The organism is Escherichia sp. MAL-1 (assembly GCF_052948035.1).
Window position 1 is genome coordinate 4,438,750 of record NZ_CM129609.1, and the last position, 15,166, is coordinate 4,453,915.

The 15,166-nt window shown below is 52.2% G+C and carries 16 protein-coding genes and 1 pseudogene; 9 read left to right on the forward strand and 8 right to left on the reverse strand.

Translation table 11 applies throughout. From position 1 onward, the window contains the following. Nucleotides 1-17: 17 nt before the first annotated feature. Nucleotides 18-420: pseudogene (locus tag ACU8XX_RS22195) on the reverse strand (DcrB-related protein). A 330-nt stretch (nucleotides 421-750) separates the two neighbouring features. Between ACU8XX_RS22195 and ACU8XX_RS22200 the strand changes: the two are divergent. Genes ACU8XX_RS22200 through ACU8XX_RS22240 form a run of 9 tightly spaced genes read left to right on the forward strand, consistent with a single transcriptional unit; the run spans nucleotide 751 to nucleotide 7,983 of the window. Next, on the forward strand, nucleotides 751-1,173 hold the full coding sequence (locus ACU8XX_RS22200; protein ID WP_446908341.1) for a hypothetical protein: 423 nt from the start codon (nucleotides 751-753) through the stop codon (nucleotides 1,171-1,173). Continuing rightward, on the forward strand, nucleotides 1,170-1,685 hold the full coding sequence (locus tag ACU8XX_RS22205) for a hypothetical protein (protein WP_446908342.1): 516 nt from the start codon (nucleotides 1,170-1,172) through the stop codon (nucleotides 1,683-1,685). Before ACU8XX_RS22200 ends, ACU8XX_RS22205 begins: the two co-directional genes overlap by 4 nt. A 17-nt stretch (nucleotides 1,686-1,702) precedes the next feature. Continuing rightward, nucleotides 1,703-3,091, forward strand: a complete 1,389-nt coding sequence (locus tag ACU8XX_RS22210; RefSeq protein WP_446908343.1) for a pyridoxal phosphate-dependent decarboxylase family protein — start codon at nucleotides 1,703-1,705, stop codon at nucleotides 3,089-3,091. Nucleotides 3,092-3,101: 10 nt separating this feature from the next. After that, nucleotides 3,102-3,464, forward strand: a complete 363-nt coding sequence (locus ACU8XX_RS22215) for a hypothetical protein (protein WP_446908344.1) — start codon at nucleotides 3,102-3,104, stop codon at nucleotides 3,462-3,464. A 12-nt stretch (nucleotides 3,465-3,476) separates the two neighbouring features. Beyond that, complete coding sequence (locus tag ACU8XX_RS22220) at nucleotides 3,477-3,764, forward strand: hypothetical protein (protein WP_446908345.1); 288 nt, start codon at nucleotides 3,477-3,479, stop codon at nucleotides 3,762-3,764. 4 nt (nucleotides 3,765-3,768) lie between these two features. Further along, nucleotides 3,769-4,515, forward strand: a complete 747-nt coding sequence (locus ACU8XX_RS22225; RefSeq protein ID WP_446908346.1) for a type 1 glutamine amidotransferase domain-containing protein — start codon at nucleotides 3,769-3,771, stop codon at nucleotides 4,513-4,515. After that, on the forward strand, nucleotides 4,502-5,806 hold the full coding sequence (locus ACU8XX_RS22230; RefSeq protein WP_446908347.1) for an amidohydrolase family protein: 1,305 nt from the start codon (nucleotides 4,502-4,504) through the stop codon (nucleotides 5,804-5,806). Before ACU8XX_RS22225 ends, ACU8XX_RS22230 begins: the two co-directional genes overlap by 14 nt. Next, the gene (locus tag ACU8XX_RS22235; protein WP_446908348.1) at nucleotides 5,793-6,980 is read left to right on the forward strand and encodes an MFS transporter; all 1,188 of its coding nucleotides are present in this window, start codon (nucleotides 5,793-5,795) and stop codon (nucleotides 6,978-6,980) included. The genes ACU8XX_RS22230 and ACU8XX_RS22235 overlap by 14 nt, the downstream gene beginning before the upstream one ends. Before the next feature lie 58 nt (nucleotides 6,981-7,038). After that, entirely contained in the window at nucleotides 7,039-7,983 is a 945-nt protein-coding gene (locus ACU8XX_RS22240) for a helix-turn-helix domain-containing protein (RefSeq protein ID WP_446908349.1), read from the forward strand. Between the two features lie 54 nt (nucleotides 7,984-8,037). Here the strand turns inward: ACU8XX_RS22240 and ACU8XX_RS22245 are convergent, their stop codons facing one another. From ACU8XX_RS22245 to ACU8XX_RS22275, 7 genes are read right to left on the reverse strand one after another with little or no spacing between them, the layout of a single operon-like run. Beyond that, the gene (locus ACU8XX_RS22245) at nucleotides 8,038-8,442 is read right to left on the reverse strand and encodes an acetyltransferase (protein ID WP_326003520.1); all 405 of its coding nucleotides are present in this window, start codon (nucleotides 8,440-8,442) and stop codon (nucleotides 8,038-8,040) included. Then, nucleotides 8,439-11,300 (reverse strand): conjugative transfer ATPase, encoded by a 2,862-nt coding sequence (locus ACU8XX_RS22250; RefSeq protein WP_446908350.1) that lies wholly within the window; start codon nucleotides 11,298-11,300, stop codon nucleotides 8,439-8,441. The genes ACU8XX_RS22245 and ACU8XX_RS22250 overlap by 4 nt, the downstream gene beginning before the upstream one ends. Further along, on the reverse strand, nucleotides 11,300-11,713 hold the full coding sequence (locus ACU8XX_RS22255) for a TIGR03751 family conjugal transfer lipoprotein (RefSeq protein WP_411841744.1): 414 nt from the start codon (nucleotides 11,711-11,713) through the stop codon (nucleotides 11,300-11,302). Before ACU8XX_RS22255 ends, ACU8XX_RS22250 begins: the two co-directional genes overlap by 1 nt. Nucleotides 11,714-11,727: 14 nt before the next feature. Continuing rightward, a complete protein-coding gene (locus tag ACU8XX_RS22260) occupies nucleotides 11,728-13,227 on the reverse strand; it encodes a TIGR03752 family integrating conjugative element protein (protein WP_446908351.1) in 1,500 nt (499 codons plus the stop codon). Continuing rightward, nucleotides 13,220-14,128 (reverse strand): TIGR03749 family integrating conjugative element protein, encoded by a 909-nt coding sequence (locus ACU8XX_RS22265; RefSeq protein ID WP_446908352.1) that lies wholly within the window; start codon nucleotides 14,126-14,128, stop codon nucleotides 13,220-13,222. Before ACU8XX_RS22265 ends, ACU8XX_RS22260 begins: the two co-directional genes overlap by 8 nt. Beyond that, the gene (locus ACU8XX_RS22270) at nucleotides 14,125-14,796 is read right to left on the reverse strand and encodes a PFL_4703 family integrating conjugative element protein (protein ID WP_446908353.1); all 672 of its coding nucleotides are present in this window, start codon (nucleotides 14,794-14,796) and stop codon (nucleotides 14,125-14,127) included. The genes ACU8XX_RS22265 and ACU8XX_RS22270 overlap by 4 nt, the downstream gene beginning before the upstream one ends. Further along, nucleotides 14,793-15,158 carry a TIGR03750 family conjugal transfer protein gene (locus ACU8XX_RS22275; protein ID WP_446908354.1) on the reverse strand — a complete coding sequence of 122 codons (366 nt, stop codon included), beginning with the start codon at nucleotides 15,156-15,158 and terminating at the stop codon, nucleotides 14,793-14,795. Before ACU8XX_RS22275 ends, ACU8XX_RS22270 begins: the two co-directional genes overlap by 4 nt. Between the last annotated feature and the right edge of the window lie 8 nt (nucleotides 15,159-15,166).

Below are 15,166 nucleotides of genomic sequence, written 5' to 3' on the forward strand. Positions count from 1 at the left end.
TAACTGTCCAGAACCTGCTACAGCAAGGCATCATCCTGCGGCAATAATTTACGCGTATGCGCCAGCGTGAACACCAGTACGCGCCCTTCCTGCAGCGCAAATACAGCCTGGCATTGCCAGACGCGTTTGCCGTCGCGCAGATAACTGGCGGGTACGCATTCCACCCTGCAGCGGGTCTTTTCCCAGCGCCGCCGGCTCACGCTTTTTCAACACCCAGCCCTTGAGGCCCTGAGATAGCTCATCGAGCTGACGCGTGATGTAGTCGGCCAGCGCCTCATCAGGCAGCAGCGCATCGCGGGAGATATTCAGGGAGGGAGAGAAGTCATCGCCGGGCAACAGCACGTTAACAGTGCGGTCGCTGTAGCCATCCGGCAGAGAAACGCTGCCTTCAGAAAAGGCGCAGCGGGAAAAATCAGGCATCGCGCAGGGTCCTTATGCTTCATGAGGGGCTAAGCATCGCATACGAGGAGGCAAATGAAAATCGATGCCCCACTCCTGATAGCTGGCCAGCACGTCATCATCGGCACCATCTCCGGTCAGGGGAGTACTTATCATGCCGAAATTCTATTGCTGAATGTTACGCGATTTTTTGGGTAGGGTCAGTCGGGATACATTCTACCTCCATATCGCCATTTCCTCCTAGTGTGATGCCACTTTAGCAAGCAGGGATAGTTATTAAGCAATATCGGATAATCCCAGTGCTTTCAAACCTACTATAAATCAATAGGTATTTGTTTTAGGGAGATGAGTATGAACATATTGCCAATGCCGCAAGCGCTAATTTCTCAGCGTGGCAGTGTCAAAAAAAATGATGCAATTAAGTCTGCGCTAGATAAATTGAATAAAATAAGTTGGGGTGTCACCTCGAGTACTGCGGATTATCGAGCTGCTCAACAGGACTTGTGTTTTTACGATACAGGCAACAAGGTCGACTCCAATGAGGCATTTAGGGTTTTTGATGAATACTTTGACGTAAGAAGAAACGAATCAAACCTGATGGAAACCTTCATTAATAATGGTATTGATTGTGCAGTAATGCTCATCGAAGATGTAAACCAGCATAATTCCTCCCTAAGCGATATTGAGCTAGACACATTAATTAAGGGTATTCATCATGCAATTTTCATTGGTGTTGATTATCTTCAGGAGTCAGAAAACAAGGAGGAAATATGATTCACTCATCAACGCTCAGGTGGCATGTGGGACATCAAATATTTTTTATTTTCATACAGAGCACATTATTAGCCTTGAATGATATTGAATACTGTTATCAGGAGGGAAAGAAAAATCAGGGAAAGCAGGCACTGCGTAGAGCTGCTGAAATGATGAAAATTTCAGCATTAGCTATGCGTTTTGCTGCAGATTTCCCCCAGGGAGATTATGAAAAGATCATCAGACCCTCGATGCCGGATAAGTTTAGCGGATTAGGAAGCATGGACCATGCTTATATGGTCAGAGCTATGGCAAAATTCAGAAAAAACAAAGAAAAAATGCATGATTTTTTTGGTGAGGAATACGAAAATTTTGTTTTGTCGGTGGATAAAGCTTACTCATCTCATATTCATGTTTGTGATAAGTTTGTCGAGAGTAAAAAAAGTCTAAGAACTGGAAATTCTAACACACCGGCCACAGACGTGTTGGCAGATTTTAAAAACAAACGCATCTCATCCATAAGGACTGAATAATCAGCAAAGAGGCACTTATGTTTGAATCATCAGAAATAATGCTATTAAAGAATTGTGTGACATCGCTAGGGAATGAGTTTTCTTATTTACCACCGTATAAAGATGTGGCTGATGATGAGCGGATGGCGACTGTTCTTGGGGCACTAACAGAAAAACTCGTAAATAATTATCCTTACTTTCACCCCTATTATTTGGGGCAGATGCTGAAACCACCGCACCCTATCGCTCGCTTAGCATATTCTTTGTGCCTATATATAAACCCGAACAATCATGCGTTAGACGGTGGAAAAGCGACCTCAGCACTTGAGAAAATATGTGTTGAAGAAATCGCTAGAATGTTTGGCTGGGGTAGCCACATTGGCCATTTAACCAGTGGAGGAACATTTGCTAACCTTGAAGCGTTATGGATCGCAAAGAAGATTCACCCACAAAAATGTGTAGTGGCATCTGAATTGGCTCACTATACCCATGAAAGAATCAGCAATGTGTTGACATTAGACTTTGAGACGGTCGCTTGTGACTCGCGTGGCATGATAGATGTGCCAGCGTTAGAATTATTGCTGCAACAAGGGAAGGTAGGTACTGTGATTGTCACTCTTGGCACCACGGCCTGTGGTACTGTCGATCCTCTTGACGAGATTGTGAGGTTAAAAGAACGCTATGATTTTCGCATTCATGTGGATTCTGCATATGGCGGGTATTTTACATTGTGCAGAAATCTGTCGATGCCGGCAACTCGAGCATTCTCGAATTTAGCATCAGCCGATTCAATCGTAGTCGATCCTCATAAACATGGTATGCAGCCTTATGGCTGTGGTTGTATTATATTCAAGGACGTTAGTGTAGGCAGTTTCTACAAGCATGACTCGCCATATACTTATTTTAGCTCCGATGAGTTGCATCTCGGCGAAATCAGCCTCGAATGTTCGCGACCGGGCTCCTCTGCTGCCGCGCTATGGGCGACGCAGCAGTTGATGCCGCTCGAAGTTGGTGGTGAGTTTTCCGTTGCACTTGAGTCTGGTCGCGAAGCTGCATTGATGCTTCACACTTGGCTTGAGAAGCATTCATACACGCATCCCATTTTACCACCTGAACTTGATATTGTTTTATGGATATTAAATAGCACTAGAGCGAGTATCAGTTCGGCCCTGTCACAGATTGTTTTTGAAAAAGCGGCACAGCGAAACATTCATTTGGCATTGGCGTCCATTCCCAAAAAGCTGATAGCTGAAAATGGTTCGTTTGATAATTCTTATTGGGATGCAGATTCGGTTCTGTGTTTACGGGCATGTCTTATGAAACCCTCACATAAAGAATGGCTCCCATGCATTCTGGAATTGCTTAATGAGTCGATAGATGAAGCATTAAATCAATCAGTTCATGTAAATCAGATTGACAAGCTATAGGTGGGTAAATATGAACTTTATCGATATGATTAACATACAGGATTGCAATGGGATTTATTTTGAAGAGATAAGCACGGGAATAAAAGCCAATTCCATTTCGGATATCGAGAAGTTGTCAATGGAATGGATGCAAGCATTTCCTGATATGACGGTCGAGATACTAAATGAAACATTAATTAATAAATTCTCATGCCATGAATTGTTATGGCGTGGAACTCATTTAGGCAGTCTTAATGTTGCTGATGGATGTATCCCATCGACAGGACGGTCGGTAGCTTTTCGTTCTGTTTTAATCACAGATACATCTGTAGAAAAGGATATTTATATCAGGCATTACTTTGACATTATAACAATCTTTGATCAATTAGCTTAGCGAACTGGGGGCATGATGAACATTGAGACTATCAGGGAAAACTGGGAACTACGGGGCTACAATTTTTTTCTCTGGCACGATCCACCTGGGAAAGATTGGCCGGGGATTATTCACCCGGTGGAGGAAGTTGTCATGCTATTGGATGGCCATCTAACCTTTGGTTTTCCTGACGGTATGAAAAAGCTGGAAAGAAATAAAGAAATTACGGTCAAACCTAATTGTTTGCACACAGTGCATAACCCAGGATGCACGCCTAATCGATGGTGCTATGGTTACAAAATCGTATGCAAACAGGAGTAACAGCATGACTGACAAGAAGATTTTATTTGTGATGTCAGAGGCATCTCAAATTGTTGGGCAAGATGGAGTAGTGCGTAAAACTGGGTATTGGTTAGAAGAGTTCGCTGTACCTTATCAAATGTTTCTGGAGCATGGATGGCAGATAGATATCGCCACGCCTCTAGGGAAAAAACCTGTAGCGGATCCTGACAGCATTGCAGTAGATAATGATGGTAAATGTCTTTCCTGGTCGAACAATGCGGAATTCTCATCTGCGCTGGCTACCAAAGCTCGCGCTATCGATTCTGGTCAGGTTTTAGCATTGCGTGGGTTATCTGACCACTCTCTTTTGAGCTATGCCGGGGTGTTTTTCCCAGGTGGTTATGCGCCTATTGTTGACCTTACCGATTGTCGGTTAACAGCGAATTTACTGATGTTATTTCATACATGGCAAAAGCCCACGGCACTGTTTTGCCATGCTCCAACAGCCTTGTTAAGCACGAAACTGTTGTCGACATTTATTTACCAAGGATATCAGGTGACATCATTCAGCTCCACGGAAGAGTTGAACACCGAGGTAGGACGGCAGTTGGAGACAAGTGTGGAACAGGGCTTGGTAGCGGCGGGCACAATCTTTTCAAAGGGAAGTGATTGGGAGCCATTCGTGGTTACCGACAGAGAGTTGATCACAGGGCAAAATACGGCTTCAACAAAGCTGGTCGCTGAAACATTTCTTAATGCCCTGAAGGAGAAATCATATGCACACGCGTAGCACGCTCATTAAAAATGCCATGGTAATAACTGGTGACAATAGGAAAGCTTATTTAGCCAAGGCTATAGTGATAGATGATGGAAAAATTCAATGCATCACTACTGATGAACATCATCAGGTGCCTGATGAACAATATGATCAGACTATTGATGCCAGTGGAATGTGGTTGATGCCAGGATTGATCGACGGCCATTGCCACCTTTCATTTGGCTACCCGGATGAGGCTGATAACGATCACCATCGCGGCACGTTTAGTGCTGAATATGGTGCGTTAAAGGCCGCACGCAACGCCAAAATGGTATTGATGTCCGGCGTTACAGGCATATCGGTTCCGGGCGGAGCATGGTTTACGGATGTTGCCATTAGGGATGCAATTAATGAAGGCATGATATGTGGGCCACGTGTTTATGCCGGAAGCCGTTTTATTTCTACTTACGGCAGCATATCGGATCCTGAGCCTTCCTGGACAGGTAGCCCGGAACATTCTCTGGGGGTGCTGGCTAACAGTTTGACGGAGATGATCACAGAAGTTAGGCGCCAATGTAAGCACGGGGTTGATTTGATTAAGATCGCGGATAGCACATGGGGGGACAGCTTGACACTTTCGCAGGAGGAACTAACGGCGGTTGTTGCCGAAGCACATCGGCGCAATACCCGTGTGACAATCCATGCTCGTGGCGCTGGGGCAACATTTATCGCCGCACAGTCGGGAGTCGATTGGATTATGCATGCCGATTTGGCGACGGAGGCTGATTTGGCAGCAGTTGCTGAAAAACAGATCCCTATTATGCCCACACTCACCGCATTAGACCATTTTATTACTAACGCGAAAACTCTTGGGATCCCAGCCAAAGAATTGACACGTATGAAATATAATTTTGATAGCGCAGTAAATAATTTAAGGAAATTTAAATCATTCGGTATTCCCGTAATGTGCGGTACGGATACTGGAAATTCACCATCAATGGCTTACGGTGTTCATCATGCTAGTGAGCCGGAGATGCTGGTTCGTTATGGTGAATACTCACCCCTGGAAGCCATTCAGGCTTGCACAGCCAATAATGCAGCTTCAATAGGATTGGAAGGGGAAGCCGGGATTATTAAGGCAGGCGCAATTGCCGACTTACTGATTTACGACAAGGACCCATCTGCGGATATCTCAACGCTAGGAAGACAGGAGCACCTATTATTTATAATGAAAGATGGTGAGATATACAAAAATAGGATCTCACCCTCAAAACCTAGAGGTGATGAGAACATTCAGTTAAGGAGTGGTGATGTTTTCAAGTAAAAAACCGGACACCAACATTATTATCCTCATGGTCGCCGTAGCGATTATTGGCTGTAATTCATTTCTTATCAGCCCTATTTTGAATGATATAGCTTCGAGTTTGTCCGCATCGACAACGCAAATATCCCGAGCTATTTCCGCTTATGGTGGAGCAACTGCTCTTTCCTCATTATTCTTGGCACCCTATGCAGGGAAAATAGGTGTAACAAGGTCAATACGTTATGCCACTATACTACTGGTAGTTGGGGTGGCGTTGAGTGCCGGGGCAACATCGTGGTGGATACTTACGATTGCACAAGCTTTAACAGGGGTGGCAGCTGGCTTGATGCTACCTGCCATTTATGCGGTAACGTCGTATGTCGCCCCAGAAGGTGAGGCATCTGCCGCACTTGGAAAAGTAATTACCGGTTGGTCTCTGGCAATGGTTATTGGTATTCCACTCTCTGCGATAACTTCTGACTTCACCAATTGGCGGGTATCGTATGTAGTTTTGGCGGTACTGGGTCTGCTGTTTCTGTTTTTCAGCAGGCGATTACCGGTGATCAGTCCGTCGTCGGAGAAAAGCGGCTTTCCATTTAAGGAATACTGTAAACGCCCTAACATTTTAGTGATGTTTGCTATCACCTTGTTATACATGACCTCATTTTACGGCTTATATTCATTTGTCGGGACTTTCGCCAGAAACAGTTTCTATAACAATGCAACTTTAGCTGGTTTGATTACTATGGCTTATGGAGTTGGTTTCGGGTTAGCGAGTCTTAAATCTCATTGGATCGACAAATTCAGCCCTCAGTCCTCGGCTAGCATGATTTTCATGGCGATTTCAATCATCTATTCTATTTTAGCGTTTAGCGGCGCTAGTCTTTATTTGCTGCTGGCAGCTTGTTTTCTTTGGGGAGCGGTAAATCATTTTGGTCTTAACGTTATCGTCAGTCTGCTTATTAGATTGAGTGTTGGTTATAAAACGGCCACGCTTGGCATATACAGTGCGTTATCCTATGGTGGGACGATGATTGGGGGCTTAGTTTACGGTTATATCTTTAATCATCTGGGGTTTGCATCAATCGCTTCTATTTCATTTATATTATGTGCTTTTTCAGCTGCTTTGGCTTGGTTCATGTTTAATCACAAGGGTAAAGCTCAGCATGGGATCGCAAGGGACATGCAAAAATAAATGTGAACTGAATGCTATACTTTACTCCCACAAGCTGATGAGCAAAGGGGATATGTATATGAATGATTTTCAGGGACATCATAACGAATTTGAAATTGCCCGCCATTTTAGGCTTCCGCCGGAAGATGTGATAGCTGACTCTGGGGGCTGTGGATGGCTAAATATTTTCGCCTTGGTTCACCGACAGCCCTTGTATGCGAATGAATGTCACCGGCCTGCCACGACACAGCACCAACTGGTGTTGTATCGTGGCGGGCCGGAAAGTGGTGAAGTCAGTTTTAACCAAGAGCCATGGCGTAAATACACCAAGAGAAACAACGAATGGTATATCGCTCCTGCGGGTGGAACAGGCTCATCTTGGCGTTGGAATAGTAGGAGTTGCGTGCAGCGTGACTCGCAGATTTGCCGTATTTTGTTGCCGGCTAAGGTTCTGGAAGTGGATGCTCAGAGCCATGACGTTGGGACTCCGGTGACACTGACACCTAGAATGGGCGTAGTCGATGATTTTATGTTAAAGCTGGCGTTGGAATTGCAAACAGAAATGGCGGCTCCCAGCCTCCTAGGGCGGCCTTACGGCGATGCTATAGCTGCATTGCTTTCGCTTCATATTCTGAAACACTACGCTGGTGTTAATACGGTTGAGTTGCCTACTGGAGTGGTATTTTCCTCAGCAAAAAAAACTGCTATACAGGATTATATCCTAGCCCATTTGCACACCGAACTGTCCCTTGATGGGATGGCCTCAGCTGCGTCTCTCAGTAAATTTCATTTCTCACGGATATTTAAAAATACATTTGGTATGCCTCCTTATAAATATCTGTTTTTTACTAGAATGCAGCTGTTGGAACGGTTACTTGTTGAAACAGACGAACCCCTTTATCTATTGTCGGAAAAGGTGGGTTTCCGTTACAGCAATAATCTGGTCAGAGCTTTTCGACGATTCAAAGGTGTGACACCATCCCAATACCGTCACAAACAAAAAAACCGGCCCAAGGGCCGGTGAAAGTGATGAGCATTTTGGCAATTTGTCACAAGTTCACAGTAAGTATAGACGCAACTAGTTGACCTGAAAACGTTCGCACAGATCGCTCAGGTGGAGCAGCAGGTACACCACATCCGCCGCGTCCGGCACGGTAATGTACCAGCGAGGATGATCGTACTCCTCGGGCTGTGGCCAGGAAGTGGTGCCTGTCACCGTTACCAGGATATCGACAGATTGCCCCAAACGGCCTTCCAGGTGCAGCGCCACGCTGGTCCGGCTCCCGATACGGTGCGGGTGTGCCGTCAGCACAACCCGCCCCAATAACCGCTCACGGAGCGCATCACACAGCGTCCTGAGTGCCTGCGCATCCGTCTGACTGATGGTTGCTGCCCCCTGGGGCGGCAGCGTAAACAGGCCGGCGCCCTGTGACGGCACTTCCTGGGGACGGACAGCCGGCTCGGGGTATTTCAACGTCATCATGCAGCCTGGCTCCCCGCTTCCTCGTCATTGGCAACCAGACCGCGCAGGCGGTCAAGTTTGTGCGCCACCTTGAACGCAGCTTCCAGCTCGGTGCAACCAAATTCCTGCATCAACGCACGGCGCTCCGCCTTCTCTTCCTTCTCGGTCATCCCCAGCGCCAGGTAGAGGCTAGGCGGCACGGCCCGGAACAACGCTTCCACTTTTTTCGACAAAATGACGCCTTCGGTGTAACACCTGGACAGCTTGCTGGCCGACAGCAGCACCGATTCCTGCTCAGCCGTCAGCGCCTTGAAGCGGGCGATATCCTTCACCTCCTCCGGTGGCATGGTCAGACACACCCACCATTCGGCCATGTTGAGCATCTTCTCGGCAATGTCCGGGAAGTCTTTTAAGTTCTGCGTGGCCAACCACAGCCAGGCCCCGAGTTTACGCCACATCTTGACGATCTTGGTCATATACGGCGACAGCAGCGGGTTGACCGTCACAATGTGCGCTTCATCGACCACAAAGACGATATCCCGCTCCGAGTATTGGTCACGCTCGGCAATGTTGTTGATGGTGTTGGTCAGGCTCACCATCGTCAGAGCCATCTGCGCTTCATACCCCTCACGCGCCAGATGCCCCAGGTCAATCAGCGTCACATCCGCTTCTGGCCACAGCGAGCCTTCACGGTTGAACAGCTCGGCCTCAAAGGAGCCAGGCTGGGTGAACATGCCCAGCGCCTCGGCCATTTCCGCCGCTTTTGCCCGGCGCTGCGGGTTACGTTTTTCGTTACTCGTGTCATTGCCGATGTCATACAGTGCGTTCTGCAGGTCGGACGGCAACATCTGTCGCTGCTCATCGTAGGCCGTCTGTGCGGCCATCAGGAGCGCCTCGCGGATCATCGCCCGATCGGCACGCTTGAGCTCGGCTTCTTCCTTCGGATCGCCGCCGGTGATCATCATGCGCGCCGAGATTTCCATCTCACCCAGGTAATCGCGTTTATCCTCGTCCTCATCATCGGCATCGATATCGCGCAGCTCGCTCTCGTCCAGCTCCAGTGAACTGAGCTCCTCAATCAGCTTGTGCGCAAACGAGAACGGCGGCAGTGACACGCCGCTGCCGGGCTTGATGCTGATCTTGTTGACCGTCAGCCCCTGACTTTCAAAATAATCCGCCTGCAGGCCAAACGAGTTACCGGCCTCGGCGATGAACAGACGCGGCCGGTGTACGGCCATCAGTTGTGTCGTCGCCGCACAGAGCGTTGCTGACTTGCCGGCGCCGGTAGGGCCAAAAAACAACATATGGGCGTTCTGACTGCGGTCATCCTTATTTAACGGATCGACTGTCAGCAGGTCACCGCCGCGGTTAAAGAAGCTCAGGCCAGGGTTACCGGTGCCGGTTTCTCGGCCGGTGACCGGCAACAGGCCGGCAAGGTGCTGCACAAAGGTCAGGCGGGTGTACCAGTGCTTTTTGTCTGTTTCCGGGTTAAAACACATCGGCAGTGCACGCAGGTAGGTATTGAGCGGCGCCACATCGAACTCCGGACGCACCGGCTGCAGGCCGGCGCCGAGCAGCACATTCGTCAGCTCTACGCGTTTGTGGTTAAGCGCCGTCAGGTCGCCGGCGCGCAGCAAAAAGGTAATGCCGGCGCGATACAGCTTGTGCCGGTTGCCCAGGTATTCCTTAACCTGTGCCACATCCTGGCGCACACGCCCGGACTCGGTGTTCTCGCCGACGGCATTTTTCGACAGCTTGTTAAAGTCGTTTTCCAGCGTGTCCTGCGGCTGTGCCACGATGGTCATGCAGACCATCGTCCCCTCCGGGAACATGTCCATCAGCGCATTGATTTTCTTCTCACCGCGCTTCATCTCCCCGGTAATGGTCCCTGGCTCCGGCGCGCGACGCAGCTTCTCGACAGGGATGGCGCAGTGCGCCTGATTATCAAACCACCACACGCCGTGGTCCGGATCGGACACCGGCGGCGTAAACCACAGTGTTTCGGCAAAATCGTTTTGTACCGGCATCGTGCCTTCCGGCGTATCGCGGCTGTCGAAATAGGCCGCCTCACGGTACAGGGTATTTTTATCTACCCATTCCGGGTTCGGGTTGAAGTGACGCAGCATCCAGTCATGCACCTGCGCGCCATTTTGCCGTACACAAGCCACACCGGCTCCGTTCAGTGCGCCGGTCAGCCGTTCACAGGTCTGGTTCAGCATGGCAACCGGTGGCATCGGGTCGGTATTGACTTTACCAATCCAGCGGTACACAACCATGCGCGTGCGACGCTGCTGGCCACGCCAGGGCTGGTCTGTGATCAGCGTATCCTTGAACAGCCCTTCCGGCCGTGCGATACCCCGCAGGTGTCGCTCGGTTTCCTGCAGCCAGGACTCGGTCAATTGTGAGCCCCGGGCGTGCGGCTTGATATAGCCGCGCAGGCGACTCAGGTAGGCATCAACATTGTCTTCATCCTGGCAGAAAAACTGCACCACCCAGGGGTTCTGATCATGCTCATCAAACGAGTCCTGCAGGGCGTCTTCCACCGTGTCACGCATCTTCTCCAACTGGTCGGTGGTTCGCCCTTCCGTCGCCACGGGAGTGACTTCATAAACCGCACCGACGGATACGCCGTCATCAAGCAGGATGCACTGCTCATGATCCAGAAACTCCGCCCAGGGCAAATAATCAATGATGGACGGATTGGCGTCGTAAATCTTCTTCTCGTCCTGGACGGTCATCTTGCCCGGGCGGGTCAGAGCTTCGCGGCCGGCCACCGACAACGGCGCACCATCTTCCGTGATGGTCATCGCTTCAGCCTCCGCCGGCGCCACCGCTTTTTTGCGTGTCAGGCGCTTTTTATCAAACAGGGAAAATCGCATCAGTAGGCCTCCGTCCGTTCACCCGGCATTGCGTATTGCACCTGGCTGTAAAACGGGAACACGGTGCTGTATCCCGGTACCGGCGTGTTGCCGTCGGCCAGATGCGGGAAAACGTACATCACCAGATCGGGATTCGGCAGCCGCGGGAACTGCTGGCTGATCTCACTCTCCTGCGTACGGCTGTAGCTGCGATCGTCAGCCACACTGGCCTGGCTCTCGCTCTCCGTCAGCGGGCGACGCAGGCTGTCCCGGGCCGCCACCGCATTACGCGTGGAGCCGCCGCCGTCTTCACCTTGCCAGAGCTGCAGCATCGTGCTGTCACCCGGCGGCAACATCTCTTCCTTTGAGGTGGAGCAGCCGGACAGCGCGGCGCCAATCACCAACATGACCAGGGCTGATCGGATTGTCTTCATAATGGTTTCCTCTCTTAGTCCAGACCTCCGGCGCCGCCGCCTTCGCCCGGCAGGCTGAAGTCGTCATAACGCACCTTGCGCCCTTTCGTTTCAAAGTCGATCGCCAGCTGGCGGGTGATATGCACCGCCAGCGTCTGGCCCGGTGGTACATAGACGGCATCGAACATCATGCCGTAACGCTCACGCACCCAATCTGCCGTCTCTTTCATCCCGCCGGACAGCGCCTTGCCCAGCACCGCCTGCCCGGCATTACCGGTCATGGTCGACGTAATGCCGTTGACGTTATTCTGTGTGGTGTACTGCCCCTGGCTGATACCGTCACCGGCCGCGCTGGCGGCCGATAGGGCGGCAATGGTCGGCAGGTAGGTGGAGGCATTCGACTTGCGTTCACCGCCGATGCACGGAATGCCGCTGTCATCGGAAATCCAGCCGATGCCGGCGGTAGTGCTGACATCCTTCCCGTTGTTGCCGCTGTTGTTATTGCTGTTGGCCTTCATATTGGTATCGGGGTGCGGCAGGGTACGCACCGTGCCGTCGGCAAACACGAACGTGATGCTGTTGACCTGGCCACGCACACACGACAGCGTCCAGTCGCCGCTGGCGGTACCGGAGACAATCGCCCCTTCGACGTCCGGCAGTTCGATGCCGTTGGCCGTCAGGTTGTCCTTGCCGATCATCAGCTTGAACGGGTACGGATCGGTCACGGTGCCATTGATAGGAACGCGGCCAAGCAGCGCCGTCATCGCGCGACTGCCCACCAGGGTCGAGTTCTCCGGCAGGGTGAACACCGGCTCGGCATTCTCCTCCGCCCCTTGTTCATTGGTGCGGCCTTTGACTTGCTGCTCATAGGCAGCTTTCTGGCGCGTGATGGCGTTGTCAGACAGGAACGACGTCGGGAACTGCGGCCCCTCCTTGGCGCTGTTCGGGTTACGCGGATCGACTTCTTTCTGGTCCTTCGGCCCGACCCACATCAGGCCATCGTCGCCGGCCGTCGCGCTGCCGCTGCCGGCGCCCATGCCGTCCAGTCCCAGCCCCAGCGGCATGTCGCTGTCACTTTTCGCCTTGTCCTTGTTGCTGGCCAACTGGTCTGTCAATGACTGGATACGCCCCATCAGCGTCTGTTGCTGCTCCTGCAGCTGCTGTTGGCGCTGTTGGGCCTGTTTCTGGAAGCCGGCCACCGCTTCATTCACCTGGCCGGAGACGTTGCTGTTGCGTTTGCGCAGAGCCTCGTTTTCCTTCAGCACGTTATCGATGTTTTTCTGCAGCTCGGCTTGCTGCGCCCGCGTGGTACGCAGCGTGCCAACCAGGGTGCGCAGCGTGTCTTCCGGAGTATCCCCTTCGACGCCCAGCGCACGCAGCTCTTCCGGGGACATATTGGCCAGCACGTTCTGCGCCTGCTGCGGCTTCTCTGCAGTCTTGTTACCACTGCAGGCTTTAAGGCCGACAAGCACGGCCGCTGCCAGCATGCCGAACACGATCACTTTCGGCAGCATATTGGATTTCACATCAGCCATGGTTTGCCCCCTTCTTCGCCGCTTTCACCGCCTTGCGCACTACCGACGGCTCGGCGACAAACGCGCCGTCAGGGCGACCGGCAGTCACCAGGTACAGCGTGGTGGTGTCCTCAGGCGTGCCAACCGGCCCCAGGTACCGATGCTGGAACGTCGCCGTAACAAACTGTCCCTGTAATACCCGCGGATCGAGCGTGATTTTGCGGCTCGCCGTATTCTTCACTTTCAGCGCCACCACGTTGCGGCTGCCGATACCCCAGCCACCCAGCGGGGTGACGGACACCGGCTCGGACGGATACAGCGTGGTGATGCGTTTTGGCAGGTGCGGATTAACCGGATGGATGCCGGGTACGGCTTCAACGGTACGCACCGGGCCATACAGGCTCTGCGCTGCGTAACGCGTCAGTACCACCGGCAACGGCGCATTGTATTTCACGGTCTTGCGCTTCGCCTGGCTGCCGTCATCCTGACCTGGCGAGGCACTACTACCCTCCGTGGAGGCCGGCTTGTCTTGATTGCTGCTGACCGAGGAGACATCACCGCTGTAGACGATACGTACCGGCTCGGTAGAGCCTTTATCGGACGCCGTAACATCAAGCAGGATGACTTCCCCGTTTTCGACGTCCTGCAGCTGCAGGCGGGTCTGCGGGAACGCGCTCTCGGCTTTCAGATACACCGCCCCGCCGCTGCTTTGCACCCGCAGCTTGCCGTTGAGCGCCGGCGGGAAGCCGACGCGGACATTTTTATCGGCAAACAGCACGCGCTCCTTGCCGACCGCCAGCGGGATCTGCAGCGGGATACGCTCCCACTTCATCAGTTCCTCCGCCTGCACGCCCGGTACAGCCAACATTGTTGCCAGTGGCAACACGCTCAGAGAAAGCGCCAATACGCGAGCTTTCATCATTGGAAGACTCCTTTTTTCTCAGGCGCCGCCGCTGGCGGTGCCGCCGCCAGGCGCTGCGGCATACTGTCGTAACAATCGAGCGCCAGACCAAATTCATTGCGCTCTGGATCTCCTTCCGACCGCACCACTTTCAGCGGATAACGGGTCAGGGCGCGTTTTACCGGTTCGCCGGCAAACGTCTCATCGGCCACCAGGTCCAGACGGACCACCCAGTTATCCCGGCCTTTGATGTCGACCGGACTCTGGTTGTAACGGGCGTTGTAACCGTGATCCGGGATTTCAAACACCACGCGTGTACGGCCGGCCAGCTCGCCGGACTCGCTGCGTTTTTTTGCGTCAGCGTTAAGGAAACGCTGACACGACGGCGTCAGGTAAGGAGAAAGCGCATTGATTTTGGCCGGATAATCCACTTCGCCGTTCTTCGGCCAGGCATTCAGCTGCTGAAAAATATAGAAACCGAAGCTGTAGACCGTGCTGGGTGGGACTTCCCACCAGGCGCGCGTTGAGCCGCTGCGCAGATCCGGCGGATTGTGGATGGTCAGGTTGGATGGCGCGCGCATCCAGCCAATGATGGCTACCAGGAGAAAAACGACCAGCACGCCGCATGCTGCGCGCAGCGTCATGATGTGCTGGTCACGGTTTTTTACCGCATGACGAAAACGGCTCATGTAGACCTCTTGACAGTCCGGCTGCGTCGCAGTGACCAGCCCTGTTGGTCGACGATCAGGGTAGGATTACCCCACCCCATACGACGTTTACGCAGCTCAAGCCGCTGCCAGATATAATTCTCCGGCTTACCGCGCTTGAGGCGCGTCAGCCGGCTGCCACCAAACCAGAGGACGGCCAGCGGGGTGAGCAGCATGCCGGTGGGGATCACCACCCAACCGGCAATAAGCAGAAACGGCAGCGACACGAGCAGACCCAGGCCCACGCCGATTGCTGCCCCCAGCACCATCTCCGGGGTGGTAAATCCCCGGAATACGACGGGTTCAGCATTAAGACGATCGGGCAAAAATCGGATAGTCTGCATGGCGAACG